The 14637-nt window shown below is 65.7% G+C and carries 12 protein-coding genes; 4 read left to right on the plus strand and 8 right to left on the minus strand.

Annotation, left to right across the window (positions count from 1 at the left end; genetic code table 11):
• Positions 1–123: 123 nt before the first annotated feature.
• The 7 genes from C8E00_RS14505 to speB form a co-directional block, all read right to left on the minus strand.
• The gene (locus C8E00_RS14505) at positions 124–1569 is read right to left on the minus strand and encodes an aldehyde dehydrogenase family protein (protein ID WP_133698238.1); all 1446 of its coding nucleotides are present in this window, start codon (positions 1567–1569) and stop codon (positions 124–126) included.
• Positions 1570–1579: 10 nt separating this feature from the next.
• Positions 1580–2323 (minus strand): MBL fold metallo-hydrolase, encoded by a 744-nt coding sequence (locus C8E00_RS14510; protein WP_133698239.1) that lies wholly within the window; start codon positions 2321–2323, stop codon positions 1580–1582.
• Positions 2320–3102 carry a carbon-nitrogen hydrolase family protein gene (locus C8E00_RS14515; RefSeq protein WP_133698240.1) on the minus strand — a complete coding sequence of 261 codons (783 nt, stop codon included), beginning with the start codon at positions 3100–3102 and terminating at the stop codon, positions 2320–2322. Before C8E00_RS14515 ends, C8E00_RS14510 begins: the two co-directional genes overlap by 4 nt.
• A 5-nt stretch (positions 3103–3107) precedes the next feature.
• A complete protein-coding gene (locus C8E00_RS14520) occupies positions 3108–4442 on the minus strand; it encodes a purine-cytosine permease family protein (RefSeq protein WP_133698241.1) in 1335 nt (444 codons plus the stop codon).
• Positions 4443–4510: 68 nt separating this feature from the next.
• On the minus strand, positions 4511–6148 hold the full coding sequence (locus C8E00_RS14525) for a 5-guanidino-2-oxopentanoate decarboxylase (protein WP_133698242.1): 1638 nt from the start codon (positions 6146–6148) through the stop codon (positions 4511–4513).
• Positions 6149–6158: 10 nt separating this feature from the next.
• Positions 6159–7550 (minus strand): YjiH family protein, encoded by a 1392-nt coding sequence (locus C8E00_RS14530; protein ID WP_243833205.1) that lies wholly within the window; start codon positions 7548–7550, stop codon positions 6159–6161.
• 49 nt (positions 7551–7599) lie between these two features.
• Positions 7600–8562, minus strand: coding sequence for an agmatinase (gene speB, locus C8E00_RS14535; RefSeq protein ID WP_133698243.1), 963 nt, complete (start codon positions 8560–8562; stop codon positions 7600–7602).
• A 194-nt stretch (positions 8563–8756) separates the two neighbouring features.
• Between speB and C8E00_RS14540 the strand changes: the two genes are divergently transcribed.
• The 4 genes from C8E00_RS14540 to C8E00_RS14555 all read left to right on the plus strand — a co-directional run bounded on the left by C8E00_RS14540 (position 8757) and on the right by C8E00_RS14555 (position 13767).
• Entirely contained in the window at positions 8757–10184 is a 1428-nt protein-coding gene (locus C8E00_RS14540) for a sigma-54 interaction domain-containing protein (protein WP_133698244.1), read from the plus strand.
• Between the two features lie 219 nt (positions 10185–10403).
• Positions 10404–11795, plus strand: a complete 1392-nt coding sequence (locus tag C8E00_RS14545; RefSeq protein ID WP_133698245.1) for a YfcC family protein — start codon at positions 10404–10406, stop codon at positions 11793–11795.
• Entirely contained in the window at positions 11708–12505 is a 798-nt protein-coding gene (locus tag C8E00_RS14550; protein WP_208291941.1) for a DUF1028 domain-containing protein, read from the plus strand. Before C8E00_RS14545 ends, C8E00_RS14550 begins: the two co-directional genes overlap by 88 nt.
• Before the next feature lie 14 nt (positions 12506–12519).
• Positions 12520–13767, plus strand: coding sequence for a M20 family metallo-hydrolase (locus tag C8E00_RS14555; protein ID WP_208291942.1), 1248 nt, complete (start codon positions 12520–12522; stop codon positions 13765–13767).
• A gap of 6 nt (positions 13768–13773) precedes the next feature.
• Here C8E00_RS14555 and C8E00_RS14560 read toward each other — a convergent pair whose 3' ends face one another.
• Complete coding sequence (locus C8E00_RS14560) at positions 13774–14523, minus strand: FadR/GntR family transcriptional regulator (RefSeq protein WP_133698246.1); 750 nt, start codon at positions 14521–14523, stop codon at positions 13774–13776.
• Positions 14524–14637: the final 114 nt, after the last annotated feature.

Raw genomic sequence — 14637 nt, forward strand, 5'->3', positions numbered from 1 at the left:
GCCCCGGCGACGCTTGACTCGCCACACAAAGACGCCCCCGTCGGCTCATGCCGGCGGGGGCGTCTGGCGTATCGGCCGGCTTCCAAAGGGGCCGGCCGACGTGCGTGTCGAGCGCGGTGCCGGTTATGCCGGCCCGATCAAGTGCTTGACTTCCAGATAGGCGGACAGCCCCCAGGGACCGAGCTCGCGGCCGATGCCGCTGCGTCCGAAGCCGCCCCAGCTGGCCTCGGGCATGACGATCTGTTCGCTGTTGTACCAGATGTTGCCGGCGCGCAATGCGCGGCCGACCCGCTGGGCGCGTCGCGGATCGCCGCTGATGACCGTGGCGGCCAGGCCGAACTCGTTGTCGTTGGCCAGGGCGAGGGCATCGTCATCGGAGGCGACGCTGCGTGCACACAGCACCGGACCGAAGATCTCCTCGCACCACAGGCGGCTGTCGGTGGGCACGTCGCGATACAGCGTCGGGGCGATGAAATAGCCCTGCGACGGCAACGGGCGATGGCGGGTGTCGCGCACCGCCTCCAGGCCCTCGCGCTCGGCGACGGCCAGGTAGTCGCGGACCCGGTCGCGCTGGCGCTGGCTGGTCATCGGTCCCATGTCGGTTTCCTCGCCCAGCGGGTCGCCCAGGCGTATGGCGTCGATGCGCGTGGCCAGTGCCGCGTACAGCGCCTCGGCCAGAGTCTCGTGCACGATCAGTCGCGAGGTCGCCGAGCAAATCTGCCCGCTGTTGAAATAGATGCCGGCCATGACCCAGTCGGCGGCCTGTTCGACCTCGGCATCCTCGAGTACCAGGATCGGCGACTTGCCGCCGAGTTCCAGCGACACGCCACGGCTTCCCTCGGCGGCGGCCTGCATGACGCGCTCGCCCACGGCGTTGCTGCCGGTGAACGACAGCTTGTCGATGCCGCGATGATGCGTCAGCGGTATGCCGATGCCGTCGCCATCGCCATGCAGCAGGTTGAGCACGCCCGGCGGCAACGCGATCTCCAGGGCGATCTCGGCGAGGGCCTGTTCCGGCAGCGGCGTGACCTCGGAGGGCTTGAAGACCACCGTGCAGCCCGCCGCCAAGGCCGGCGCGATCTTCCAGGCGCTGGTCACCAGCGGGAAGTTCCACGGCGTGATCAGGCCGATCACGCCGGCGGGATCTTCGTAGCAGTGGGCGTCGACGCCCTCGATGTCGTGGGTGATGCGGCGTCCCTGGCGTGCTTCCAGGTCGCCGGCCTGGCGTGCGTAGTAGCGATAGCAGGCGATGGCGTCGTCGAGATCGATGCCGGCCTCGGCGAGCGCCTTGCCGTTGTTGGTCGCGGACAGCTCCATCAGAGCTTCGCGGCGTGCCGTCAGGGCGTCGGCCAGCGCAGTCAGATAGGCGCCGCGTCGTTCGCCGCCCAGGGCATGCCATCCGGGTAGCGCGCGGCGTGCCGCCTCGACGGCCTCCTCGACGTCGCGGGCATCGCCGGCCGTGACCTCGGCGATCTGGCGCTCGTGATACGGGTCCATCACCGCCAGGCGTCGAGTACCGTGGCTTTTGACCCAGCGGTTATCGATGAATTGATGGTCGAGTGCTTGCATGGTGGCTCCTTCAGAGGGCGTGGTCGCGCAGCCAGTCATCGATCATGGCGTGCAGGCGTGCCCCGGAAAAACTGGGAAAATGACCGCCGTGAACGACGCGCGCGGGCAACTCGCGCAGACGGCGCATGCTGGCGGCGTAATCGCGGGCGTTACTGTGATAGACATCCTCGATCAGTGGCCCGTCGTAGATGAGATCGCCCGAGATCAGGATACCGCTGGCGGCCTCCCAGAGCGCGATGCCGCCGGGGGAGTGCCCCGGTGTATGGATGACCTCGAAACGGCGGTCGCCGAGGTCGATGATCTCGCCGTCCTCGAGCGTGGCGATACGCGTCGGCGGGGCGATACGGTAGCGGTGATGCTCGAAGGGGGCCGGCGGCAGGGCATCGAACATGGCGTCGTCGAGAAAGGCGTCGGCCAGGGTGCGCGCATTGTCCGGATCGGCCAGGATATCGGCCTCGGCGGCGTGCACATGGCAGCAGTCGAACTCGTGCGCGCTACCGATATGATCGAAGTGGGTGTGGCTCGCCACCGCGATCAGGTCGCGTTCGCTGAGCAGCGGGACCTGCCGGCGCAGCGGCACGGCACCCAGCCCGAAGTCCACCAGCAAGTCTCTCTCCCGGCCCCGGACGTGCCAGATATTGCAGCGGTAGAACGGTTTGATGGCGGGCTCGTCGATCCGCGTGATCCCGTCATCGAGCGACGTGGTGCGATACCAGTTCTCGGCATCGCCTCGAGGAAGCGAAAAACGGCTCATGCGCTTGTCTCCGGTATCGGCCTGAGGTCCTGGAGATAGTCCTGATGGGCGCGGCTTGCGTCGATGCGGCTCAGGTCGATGTCGACCACCAGGCTGCCCGCCGCGTCACCGAGGCGCCCCAGAACCTCGCCATCCGGCCCCGCTATCAGGCTGTTGCCGCAATAATGTAGCTCGGCTTCCTCGCCGGCCCGGTTGATGCAGGCGACGAAGCACTGGTTGTCGAGGGCCCGGGCCCGGGTCTGCAGCGCCTGGCGTACGGCATTGGGCACCATGTTGGCGGTGGGCGAGAGGATGACCTGAGCCCCCTGAGTGGCGAGCGCCCTGGCCACCTCGGGAAACTCGTTGTCATAGCAGATCATCAGCCCGAGGCGGCCGAGGCGCGTCTCCACCACGCAGCAGTCCTCGCCGGCGGCGAAGAAGGCATGTTCGCGATCCCACAGCTGGCGCTTGTGGTAGGTAGCGATACGCTCGCCCCGGCCATCGATCAGCAAGGCGGAATTGGTCAGGCGTCCGTCGGCTTGCCGCTCGGCCAGGCCGAAGAGCAGGAACAGCTCGTGCTCGGCAGCGAGCTCGGCGGCCCGCTGGGCGATCGGGCCGCCCACCGGCTCGGCGAGTTCCTCCAGTCGTTCGAAGATGTTGTAGCCGCTCAGGGCGAGCTCGGGGAGGACCAGCAGGTCCGCACCGGCCGCCACCGCCTGCTGGCACTGGCGCGCAAGAGACGCCAGGTTGGCGGCCACGTCGCCGCACACGGGATCGGTCTGCGCCAGCATCAGTCTCATCGGTGTCACTCTCCTGCGGTCTTTGAAGCGTTGGCGCGGGACTTGGTCAACAGCATGGCGCCGAGCCAGTAGAGGCCGCCGGTGATGACGAAGACCGGCAGCGAGGCGCCGAAGGCCAGCGGCGCGACCAGCGACCAGTAGGCGGCCAGCCCGGCGCCGATCACGTAGGCACCGATGGCCACCGGCGCGGTGGGGCGTCCCAGCTGGTGACGCGCCTTGAGCAGTTCGGGGCTGTAACCCTCGCGACCGACCAGGTAGTAATCGACGATGATCACCGAGAAGGCCGGGATGAACAGCGCGCCTATCAATAGCAGAAAGTTCTGGAACTGGTCCAGGATGCCGGGAATCAGGGCGCCGAAGACGGTCACGATTCCGATGATCAGCGCCGGCTTCCAGAAGGCCATGCCGGGCGACACGTTCATGCAGGACAGGGTGGCGCTGTAGACGGCCATGACATTGGTGGTCATCACGGAGAAGAAGATGACCAGGGCCGCGGGCAGGCCGAAGCCGAAACCGGAGAGCAGCCGGGTCGGGTCGTAGGTCTGCTCCATGCCGTTCATGACCGACAGTCCGGAAACGGCGGCGCCCAGTCCCATGGCGATCATGGCGGCCATCACGTAGCCAAGGTAGGTGCCCCAGACGGCGATGGCGCCGCTCTTGCAGTTGCGATTGTAATCCGCCGAGGACGAGATCCAGGAGAAGGCGGTGGCGATGACGATGTCGAAGGCGATGCCCAGGGTGATGCCGTTACGTGCCTCCACCGGCATGTCCAGCAGGGTCGAGACATCGTAGTGGAGGTTCAGCTGGTAGAGCACCACGGCGGCCAGCGCCACCATGGCCATCGCCGCCCAGCGTTCGACCCGCTCGATGCCCAGGTGGCCACGCAGCACGATGAGGACCACCACGGTCTCGCAGAGGATGGTCATCAAGGGCAGGTTGGAGTAACCGGTGGTCGCCTGGATGGCGTAGTCGAGACTCATGCCGGCGAGCAGGGCCTGGATCCAGCTCCAGGCGATCAGTACCCCCATGTTGACCAGCGAGATCAGCCGGCTACCGAGTGGGCCGTACGCGCGCCGGGTCAACGCCATGGAGGGCAGGCCGGTGCGCTGGCCCATCAGCCCGACCAGCAGGAGCGGAATGGCGCCGATCAACGAGCCGATCAGCACGCTGCCCATGGCGGTCGCGAAGGGCAGATCGGGCACCAGGAGCATGCCGGTGAGGATGGTGGTGACCACGACGTTGGCGCCGAGCCACAGGGCGACAGTGCCGAATGCCCCGAGGCTCTTGTGCTGGTGGTCGTCGAGGGTGTCCTGACCGAGCAGACGATGGAAGAAAGCCATGGTGTTGTCCTTGTAGTGTTTTGGAAAACCGTTGTTTCCGAGACGGCGCTCGGGTCGCGGTTGGCGCCTCAGTCGAGTGCCGCTTGCCAGCGTTCGGCGTCGATCTCGATCAACGTCGGCGAGGTGCGCGAGACCTTGCTGAGCGCGAGATCAAGCGCGATGGGCGATTCGACCCGATGCGAGGCGAGGCCGAACCCGTCGGCCAGGCGCTGGAAATCAGGCGGCGTGGGGTCGACGCCGACGCGCGCGACGCCATGCATGTCCATGTAGCGGCGGATCTCCTCGTAGCCGCTGTTGTTCCAGAGCACCACGACGACCGGCAGGCCTTCGTCGACGGCCGTGGCCAGCTCGCTCAGGGTGAACATCGCGCCGCCGTCGCCGACCAGGGCCACGACCGGCGTGCCGGGAGCGGCGAGCTGGGCGCCCAGCGCCGCCGGCAAGCCGTATCCCAGGGTTCCGTAACCGGTCGAGGCGTTGAAGTAACGCCGCGGCGCCGCGCGCTCGACGAGGTGATTGCCGGCATAGACCGGCGCCGTGGAGTCGCCGACGAGAATGGCCTCCGGCAGTGCCTTGTCGAGGGCCGTGTAAAGCGGCACGAAAGGCGCCATGTCCGGGCGTTGCGGCAGGGCCAGCGCCTCGTGCACGGCGCGCACGCGGGCCGCTCCCTGGCGCGCGAGCGGCGCAGGGAAATGCGCCGCCAGTGCCGCCAGCGCGGCCTGGGCGTCGCTGACCAGCCCCAGGGCCGTCGCCTGGTTGCGCACCAGTTGCTCGGCCTCCAGGTCGATGCGGATGAGGCGACCGGTCAAGGTGAAGCCGTCGTCGAACACCACGTCGTAATCGGTTTCGCCGAGCTCCGTGCCCACGGCGAGGATGACGTCGGCATCGCGTGCCAGGGCGCGTACCTCGGGCCAGGTGGCGTTGGCGCCGAGGTCGAGGGGATGCCCACGTCCAAGCACACCCTTGGCATTGATCGTGGTCACGGTCGGCGCGTCGAGATGCTCGACCAGGGTGCGTGCCGCTGCCGGCGCCTCCGCGCAACCCCCGCCCAGCAGCACCAGCGGCGCCTGCGCCTGGCGCAGCCATTCGGCCGCCAGGGCGATGCCTTCGGGGTGCGCGCCGGCACGGTACAGCCGCGCCGGCGAGGTCGTGTCGGGGAGGTCGATGGGGGCCTCGAAGAGATCGATGGGGATCTCGATGTGAACCGGTCCGGGGCGCGCCGACTGGAACACCGCAAAGGCGCGAGCGAGCACCTCCGGCAAGGCGCTCGGGTCGAGCAGGGTGTGGCTGAAACGGCTGACGCCCGCCAGCACGTTCTGCTGGCTGGGCAGCTCGTGCAGGCGACCCTGGCCGCGTCCCAGGGTGTCGCGACGATTGACGCTGGAAATCACCAGCATGGGCACCGAGTCGGCGAGCGCCTGGCCCATGGCGGTGGCGATATTGGTCATGCCTGGACCGGTGATGATGAAACACACCCCGGGCTTGCCGCTGGCGCGGGCGTAGCCGTCCGCCATGAAGCCCGCGCCCTGCTCATGGCGCGGGGTGACATGACGCAGGCCGCCTGCCTCCAGCCCGCGATAGAGCGGCACGGTATGCACGCCGGGGATTCCGAAGACGGTGTCCACGGCGTAGCGGTCACGCAGCAGCCGGACCAGGGCCTCGGCGCAGCCGATCTGGGGAGAAGACGAGGCGAGTGTCTCGCGTGTCATGGAGCGCTCCTTAGGCGACCAGCCAGTGGCCCATCACGACGATGATCGGCAGGGTGATGGCGGTGCGCAGCAGGAAGATGACCACCAGCTCCCAGAGCTTGAGCGGGATCTTGGACTTGAGCAGCAAGGCGCCGATTTCCGACATGTAGATCAACTGCGTCAGCGACAGGCAGGCGATCACGAAGCGGGTCAGTTCGCTCTCGATGTCGCTGGCCAGCACGGCGGGCAGGAACATGTCGGCGAAACCCACCAGGGTCGCCGGGGCGGCCGCAGCGGCTTCCGGGACATGCATCCACTCGAGCACCGGCACCATGGGGTAGGACAGCCAGGTGAACAGCGGCGTGAACTCGGCCAGGATCAACGCTACGGTGCCGATGGCGATGACCAGCGGCAGCAACCCGAAGAAGATGTCGGCCACGTTAATCAGCGCATGACGCAATAACTGACGCGGTCCCGGCGCCTTGCTGGCGCGCGCCACAGCCATGCCCAGACTATAGCGAAACAGGCCTTGAGTGCCGCTGCGTTCCTCGGCGAGGCGGCACCCCACCGGTTCGTAGTAAGTATTCGGCTTGCGCGAGAGTGGCGGCAGGCGCGGCACGATCACGGCGGCGATCAAGCCGGCCACGACCACGGTGAGATAGAAAGGCACGAACAGGTGGTTGATGCCGATGAAGCTGGTCACCAGCAGGGCAAAGGCGATCGAGACAATCGAAAAGTTCGTGGCAATGGCCGAGGCCTCACGTCGATTGTAGTAGCCCTGCTCATATTGCTGCGTGGTGATCAGTACCCCCACGGTACCCGATCCCATCCACGATGCGGTGGCGTCGATGGCGCTACGTCCCGGCAGACCGAAGATCTTGCGGAAGGGCGTGCGGACCAGGCTGCCGATGAATTCCATGAAACCGAAGTCGACCAGGAACGGCAGCAGGATGGCGGCGAAGAAGAAGAATGTCAGCAGTACCGGCGCGAGATCGTTGAGCATGACGCCGCCGGTGAAGGAAGCGGTCACGAATCCGGGGCCGACCTGAAAATAGGTCATCAGCGCGAACAGCGCCCCCAGCATGCGCATCACGGCCCATAAAGGCGCCACGTCGAACAGTTCACCCAAGGCATTATCACGGGCCCAAGAGGGGTGGGTGGACTTGACGACCAGGGTCAGCAATGCCGAAGCGCATAGTACGGCGACGGCGATGGCGGGCAGGGCGTCGCCGAGCAACGCCTTGAGGCCGTCGGCGAGCAGTCCCATGCCGATATTGATGGTGTCTCCCGTCGAGAAAGGCACCAGAAACATGCCGATGCCGATCAGCGAGGGAATCAGGAATTTCAGCAGCCCGCGCGGGGTCAGCCGCGTGTTATCGGGGTTGCCGCCGCCAGTGGCGGTGGAATCGAGGGATGCGGACATAGATGTCACCACTTGTTGTTGTATGGCCCCCGGCCGCGGGGGCATGGGCTCAGCGGCGTGTGACGCCGGGCAGCACGCAGAGCATTTCGTAGAGCAGGGTGGCGCCCATCAGCGCCGTGTTGCCGCTGGTGTCGTAGGGCGGCGCGACCTCGACCAGATCGCCGCCGACGATATTGAGCCCCCAGGCGCCGCGGACGATCTCGAGGCCTTGCGACATGGCCAGGCCGGCCGCTTCGGCGGTGCCGGTGCCGGGTGCCACCGAGGGGTCGAGGGCATCGATGTCGAAGGTGATGTACACGGGGCGGTCGCCCATCTGCTCACGGACGTCGGCCATCAACGGTTCCAGCGACTTGTACCAGCACTGTTCAGCGGTCACGACGCGAAAGCCTTGGTCGCGGCACCAGTCGAAATCGTCGGCGGCGTAGCCGGTGCCGCGTAGCCCGATCTGAATCACGCGCTGGCTATCCAGCAGGCCTTCTTCCTGGGCGCGGCGAATCGGACAGCCATGGGCGACTTCTTCGCCGAACATGTGTGGATTGATATCGGCGTGGGCGTCGATATGGATCAGTCCTACCGGGCCGTGCTTCTCGGCGATCGCCTGCAGTATCGGCCAGGTCAGGGTGTGGTCGCCGCCGAGTGTCAACGGTACGGCGTCGTGGCTAAGCAGCTCACGATAGTGCTGGCGAATGATTTCGACGCTTTTCTTCAGGTCGAACGTATTGATCGCCACATCGCCGGTATCCGCCACTTGCAAGCTGTCGAACGGCGCAGCCCGGGTGGCCATGTTGTAGGGCCGCAGCATGCGCGACTCGTCGCGGATCTGACGCGGTCCCAGGCGGGTGCCGGGCCGGTTCGAGGTGCCGATGTCCATGGGGATGCCCACGAAGGCGGCATCGAGCCCTTCGGCACTTGCCTGGGTGGGGAGGCGCATCATGGAGGCGGGGCCGCCGAAACGGGGCATCTCGTTGCCACCTAGCGGTTGGTTGAAACGTGGGGTGTCGTGCTCGCTCATGCATCTCTCCTGGCAGTCAGCGCGGTTTTTTGTGGCACTTGCCTGTACTCCATCTTGAAGTTGCACGAAACATGCCAAGTCTCTCCAACGAAAAATCAATGGGTTAGCGCAGAAGGTGATGCAAAGATGTATTGTTATCGTGCCTTGGGTGATTCAGAATTGAATTGCGATGCAATAGTGAATCAAGGAGCGGCATGCCTGACCACGATATCGAAGCCCAGACTCTAAAGGCGCTGGTGCATACCGGACACGACCATGTGTTCATCGTCGATGCCGACGGCCAGGTGCTGGATGTCAGCCCTGGCAGTGCCGCGGTGTACGGCATGAGCCGCGAGGCGCTGTGCGAGACCACGGTGTACGAGCTGGAAGCGCGCGGCGTGCTGTCGCCGTCGGTATCGCTGGAAGTGATACGCACGGGACAGCCGGCGCAGGTCATGCAACGTACCGGGACGGGGCGCCAGGTGATCGCCGAGGCGCACCCAGTCTATGCGGGGGGCCGGCTGGTGCGGGTCATCAGCCGCTCGATGGACATGACCGATCTGCGGTTGCTGCAGGACGAGTATGCGCTGCTCCAGCGGCGCTTCAACGAGCACCTCAAGCGCGGCGGCAGTCCCACGGCGGGAGAGGCGCTGGAGCTGGAGTCCCTCGAGGTGCGCAGTCAGGTCATGCACGAGGTGGCCCAACTGCTCAAGCGTGTGGCGCCGACCGACGCCACGGTACTGATGCTCGGCGAGTCGGGGGTCGGCAAGACGGCCTTCGCGCGCCAACTGCACCGCTGGAGTCGCCGTTGCGAGGGCGCTTTCGTGGACGTCAACTGCGCGGCCATTCCCGAATCGCTGTTCGAATCCGAGATGTTCGGGTATCAGCCCGGGGCCTTCAGCGGCGCCGCGCGCATGGGCAAGGCGGGGTTGCTCGAACAGGCCCACAAGGGCACGCTGTTTCTCGATGAGATCGGCGAGCTGCCCCTGGCCATGCAGAGCAAGCTGCTCAACGTCATTCAGGACGGCTATCTGACGCGGCTGGGCGATACCCGTTCGCGGCGCGTCGACTTTCGCCTGGTGGTCGCCACCAATCAGGATCTCGCACGCTGCGTGGAGGAGGGGCGTTTCCGTCTCGATCTCTACTATCGCCTGAACGTGATCCCCGTGACCCTGCCGCCGCTGCGCGAGCGCCGCGAGGATATTCCCGGCCTGGCGGAGCGCCAGCTGGCCCGGCTCAATCAGCGTTATGGCATGGACAAGGTCCTGCACCCGCGTGTCTGGCCGGAACTGATGGGCGGCGATTGGCAGGGCAACGTGCGCGAGCTGGAGAACTGGCTCGAGCGCGCCTGGCTCTCGGCCGAGGGCGGCGTGATCGGCGCCCCGGTCGACGAGAGCCATGAAGGCGATACCGGCCTGTCGGCCCCCGCAAGCACGGCGGCGACGGCTCATGGTGCGGGGAGTCCGCTGGTGGAAGGGCGCACCCTCCGCGAGGCGCTGGCGTCCGTCGAGGCCGAGATCCTCGCCGACCTGGCCGCACGCCTGCCGAGCACCTACGCGATCGCGGAGCGCCTGGGCATCAGCCAGCCCAGCGTGGTGCGCAAGCTACGCCGGCATGGTCTGACCATCAAGCCATCATCCTAAAATGCTCTATGCCACCGCCGGACGCAAAGCCGGCATACAGTGGAGTGCATGCCCCGCCCCCGATCAGCTCGGCGTCTTGTGTTTTGGGACGCTCGCCTGATCGGCAATTCCTGTCCGTCTCCCGAAAGGGGCTTCGCAAGAGAGCGTGTCTTGACCTGCCAATTTATAATGATAAATTGACGATGATACTTGATCCATGACCATAACAAGGACAATGCCATGAGTACTCATCAACAGGCGCCGGTACAGCGCAAAAAGAAGTGGTACCGAACGGTCCCCGACCCCATGGTGCTGATCTTCATGATCCTGCTGGCCACCTATGCGCTCACCTTCGTGGTGCCCGCCGGCGAGTATCAGCGGGTCGAGGCGGATGGCCGCACACGGGTCGTTCCTGGCTCCTTCGAATACCTCAGCGACGTAAGCCCCATCTCGCCCTTCGATATCTTTGTCGCCGTGCCACGTGGCCTCAACGAGGCGTCGCTTTATCTGTTCATCGTGTTCATCGCCGGCGGACTGTTCCACATCCTGCAGCGCACCGGAGCACTCGAGAACGCCATCGGGGTGGCGGTCAACCGGGTCGGGGTCGAACGGCGCAATCTCATCATTACCCTAGGCACTTTCATCTACGGCTTCTTTGGCGTGGCCGTGGGCTTCGAGAACAACATTGCCTTGGTGCCGATCGCGGTGCTGATCGCCGGCGCGATCGGCTGTTCCAGCCTGGTCGGTACCACCATGGCCGTGGGCGGTATCGGGATCGGTTTTGCGCTCTCGCCCATCAACCCTTATACCGTGGGCGTGGCCCAGGGCATCGCCGACTTGCCGACGTTTTCGGGTGCTTGGCTGCGTACCCTGATGGTGGTTTCGTCGCTGGCACTGCTGTCGCTCTATATCTGCAAGTGGGTGGTCAAGATGGACTTCGAGGAGCCCGATGACACCAAGATGATGAGCAAGGCACTGCACGAGTACCGAATCTCCCGGCGTGACAAGATGACCCTGGCGGTGTTTGTCTTGGGCTTGGCAGCGATGTTGGTGGGCGTTTTCACGCTCGGTTGGTACATCAACGAGATCGCCGGGATGTTCCTGCTGATTGCCATCGTGATCGGCGTCGTCAACCGGCTCTCGGCCAACGAGATCGTCAGGCAGATGATGGAGGGCGCTTCCAGGGTCACTGCCGGGGCGCTGGTGATCGGGCTGGCCGCCTCCATCCAAGTGCTGCTCGAACAGGCCCAGATCATCGATACCATCGTGCATGCGCTCAGCGGCCTCATCCAGGGCATCCCGAGCGCGCTGGCGGCGATCATGGCGAGCGTGGTGCAGGGCGCGATCAACCTCTTCGTGCCCTCGGGCTCGGGCCAGGCGTTGGTTACCATGCCGATCCTGATCCCGGTGGCCGACCTGATCGGCATGAGCCGCCAGCTGATGATCACCGCCTTCCAGGTCGGCGATGGCCTGACCAACCTGATCGTGCCCACCTCAGGCGGCACCCTGGCCATGCTGGCGTTGGGGCGGGTCTCCTACGAGAAGTGGCTGAAGGCCATCCTGCCCTTCATGGTACTGGTCTACATGCTCGCCTGGGTCGGTCTGACGATCGGCCACTACGTCGGTTACTGAGCCCCGCCATGACCTTGTCGCTGATCCACGTGCAACCGGCCAGCGGGACGGTCGCCGCGCTGACCGCCACCGCTGGCGTGGCGGTGGGCGGTTACGTCCATCATGCCTGGCGCGGCCTGGGCGCCTGCGCCACCCAGGGGCTGGCGACCAACCCCTGGTACCCGGAAGACGTTCGTCACGCGCTGACCCAGGGACGCACCGCCCGCCAGGCCCTTGACCAGGTAACGAGCCAGGACGACGGCGCGGCGCGACGCCAGTGCCTGGTGATGGACGCCGGCGGCCGGGCCGAAGTGCATAGCGGCGAGGCCAACCTGCCGGTGGTCGCCGCCGAGCTGCGCCCGACGGTCGCCGCGGCCGGCAACATGCTGGCCGGCGACCGGGTCGTCGCGACGCTGCTGCAGCGCTTTCTGACCCTGACCTGCGACAACCCCCACGAAGCCTGGGCGCGCAACGCCGCGCCGCGCTACCGCGACGACTACGAATCGCGGCTTCTCGAGACCCTGATCGAGGCCCTGGACGCCGCGCTAGACGCCGGTGGCGACCGGCGCGGCACGCGCTCGGTCGCCCTGCGGATCGAATCCTTCGACGCCGCGCCCATCGACCTGCGCGTGGACTGGGACGAACGTCCCGTCGAGGCGCTTCGCTCACTCGCGGGACGCGTGCGCGCACTGGACTTCGCCGAATTCCTCGCCTCGCTGCCCCGCCGATGATGCCAGGAGGCACCATGAACGATTCCAAGCACCCGTTAAGTTTGGGCCAGCAACTGATGACGCGTCTGGACGAGGCCGCGCGATGTTCACTGCCCGGCGGAGGCGTCACGCGACTGTTCTGTTCCGAGGAACATCGCCGGGTACTGACGTTGATCGGCGACTGGATGCGCCAGGCCGGCCTGACCCCCGAACTCGATGCCTCGGGCAACCTGGTGGGCCGCAACGACCGGGCGCTGGCCGGCGAAAGAACGCTGATTCTCGGCTCCCATCAGGACACCGTGGTCGAGGGCGGCAAGTATGACGGCATGCTGGGCGTGGCGCTGCCGCTGCAGGCCCTGCAGGCGCTTAAGGACGAGGGCATCGAACTGCCCTACGGGATCGAGGTGGTGGCCTTCGGCGACGAGGAAGGCACTCGCTTCCAGTCGACCCTGATCGGCAGTCGCGCGCTGGCCGGGACCTTCGATCCCGCCAGCCTGGAGGCGCGCGATGCCGATGGCGTGAGCCTTGGCGAAGCGTTACGCGACTTCGGCGGTGACCCCGGCGCCATTTCCTCCCTGGCACGCGCGCCCGAGCAGGTGCTGGGTTTCTGCGAGGTACATATCGAGCAGGGGCCCGTGCTAGAGCATCGGGACCACGCCGTGGGCGTGGTGACGGCGCTGACTGGCATCGAGCGGCATCGGATCACGCTCACAGGCAAGGCAGGGCATGCCGGTACCACTCCGATGCCGGGGCGTCACGATGCCCTGGTCGGTGCCGCGGAAATGGTGATGGAAGCCGACCGAGTGCTCAATGCCACCCAAGAACTGGTCGGTGTGATCGGCAAGCTGGACGTGCGACCCAATGCCGTGAATGTGATTCCTGCCGAAGCGACCTTCACTCTGGAGCTTCGCTCGCCCGACCCTCGGGGGCGCCGAGTCGGACGCGAGCAACTGCTCAGCGCTTTTGCCAATATCGCCGAAGCCCGCGGCCTGGTACTCGACATGCAGCAGACCTATAGCGCCGAGGCAGTGGACTGCGCCGACTGGATGATAGAGGCACTTGAAGCGGCTAGCGAGGAATGTGGCCAGCCTGCTGAACGATTGTTCAGCGGTGCCGGTCACGATGGGCTTGCGATGCATGACGTGACCGACATCGGCATGCTGTTCGTGCGCTGTCGCGGTGGCTTGAGCCACCATCCCGACGAAGCCATCACTGCCGAGGATGCCGAGGCGGCCACGCGGGTAATGATGGCCTTCCTGCGCGGGTTCGACGAGCGGAGCTAGCGTGACTCAGGCTTCGGATAGGAAGTCACGACGAACTTGGGCTTCCTGAGCATTCATCACTGCTTGGGCGGATAGCATATGCTCGTGCATGATCTGTCTGGCCCGCTCGGCGTCGCTGGCTTCGATGGCATCGAGCAACTCGGCATGAAAGCGGCACCCAGTCTGGCCGAGGTCATGTGTGGCGTGCTCGTAGAGCCGTCGATAGATGGTAAGATCCGACAGCACTTGAATGGTAAAGCGGATGATGAAGCAGAGTAGGGGGTTATCGCCTGACAATTCGGCGAGCATCAAGTGGAAGTTCAGTGAGTCGAGGTGCTGCTGACGCTCCTCCTCATCATCGCGGGCGGTATCAGCATAGCTTTCCAGGCTGGCGCGAAGCCTTGCCATGTCCGCCGGACCGACTTGGCCGGCCAACGATGCAGCTAGCTCCGGTTCCAGTGCCTGACGGATCTGATAGATATCGCGTATAGAGATATCCTGAAAGAACAGGTAATGACTCAGCAACGAGATCGCCCTGGATTCGCTCATGGCACGTACGAAGGCGCCGCCACCGGGGCCGGTACGCGTCTCCACCAGCCCTTGAGCCTCTAGTACTCGGGTGCTCTCCCGTACGGTACCTTTCGACACCTCCAGCCGCTCCATCAGTTCCGACTCGCCGGGCAGTCGATCACCAGGCTTGAGCTGCCTTTCGACGATCCAGCGCTTGATGGTTTCTGCCACCTGGTAGGGGCGTCGTTTGTGGGAGCTACCAGTCATGGAAACATGCCGCCTGATGAAGATGGAAAAGCTTGAGAATAACAGAGCCGTTCGGGGCAGCGTCATGGGTTGAAGATAGTGCCATGCCTCAACGCGATACGCCTCCCGAGGGGA

It is taken from the genome of Chromohalobacter marismortui (assembly GCF_004364315.1).
Lineage (GTDB): Bacteria > Pseudomonadota > Gammaproteobacteria > Pseudomonadales > Halomonadaceae > Chromohalobacter > Chromohalobacter marismortui.

Excerpts from the sequence above, each read along its gene's own strand:
- C8E00_RS14515 (WP_133698240.1), bottom strand. The coding sequence starts at position 3,102 with ATGAGACTGATGCTGGCGCAGACCGATCCCGTGTGCGGCGACGTGGCC.
- C8E00_RS14540 (WP_133698244.1), top strand. The coding sequence starts at position 8,757 with ATGCCTGACCACGATATCGAAGCCCAGACTCTAAAGGCGCTGGTGCAT.
- C8E00_RS14560 (WP_133698246.1), bottom strand. The coding sequence starts at position 14,523 with ATGACTGGTAGCTCCCACAAACGACGCCCCTACCAGGTGGCAGAAACC.
- speB (WP_133698243.1), bottom strand. The coding sequence starts at position 8,562 with ATGAGCGAGCACGACACCCCACGTTTCAACCAACCGCTAGGTGGCAAC.
- C8E00_RS14545 (WP_133698245.1), top strand. The coding sequence starts at position 10,404 with ATGAGTACTCATCAACAGGCGCCGGTACAGCGCAAAAAGAAGTGGTAC.
- C8E00_RS14505 (WP_133698238.1), bottom strand. The coding sequence starts at position 1,569 with ATGCAAGCACTCGACCATCAATTCATCGATAACCGCTGGGTCAAAAGC.
- C8E00_RS14530 (WP_243833205.1), bottom strand. The coding sequence starts at position 7,550 with ATGTCCGCATCCCTCGATTCCACCGCCACTGGCGGCGGCAACCCCGAT.
- C8E00_RS14520 (WP_133698241.1), bottom strand. The coding sequence starts at position 4,442 with ATGGCTTTCTTCCATCGTCTGCTCGGTCAGGACACCCTCGACGACCAC.
- C8E00_RS14510 (WP_133698239.1), bottom strand. The coding sequence starts at position 2,323 with ATGAGCCGTTTTTCGCTTCCTCGAGGCGATGCCGAGAACTGGTATCGC.
- C8E00_RS14555 (WP_208291942.1), top strand. The coding sequence starts at position 12,520 with ATGAACGATTCCAAGCACCCGTTAAGTTTGGGCCAGCAACTGATGACG.
- C8E00_RS14525 (WP_133698242.1), bottom strand. The coding sequence starts at position 6,148 with ATGACACGCGAGACACTCGCCTCGTCTTCTCCCCAGATCGGCTGCGCC.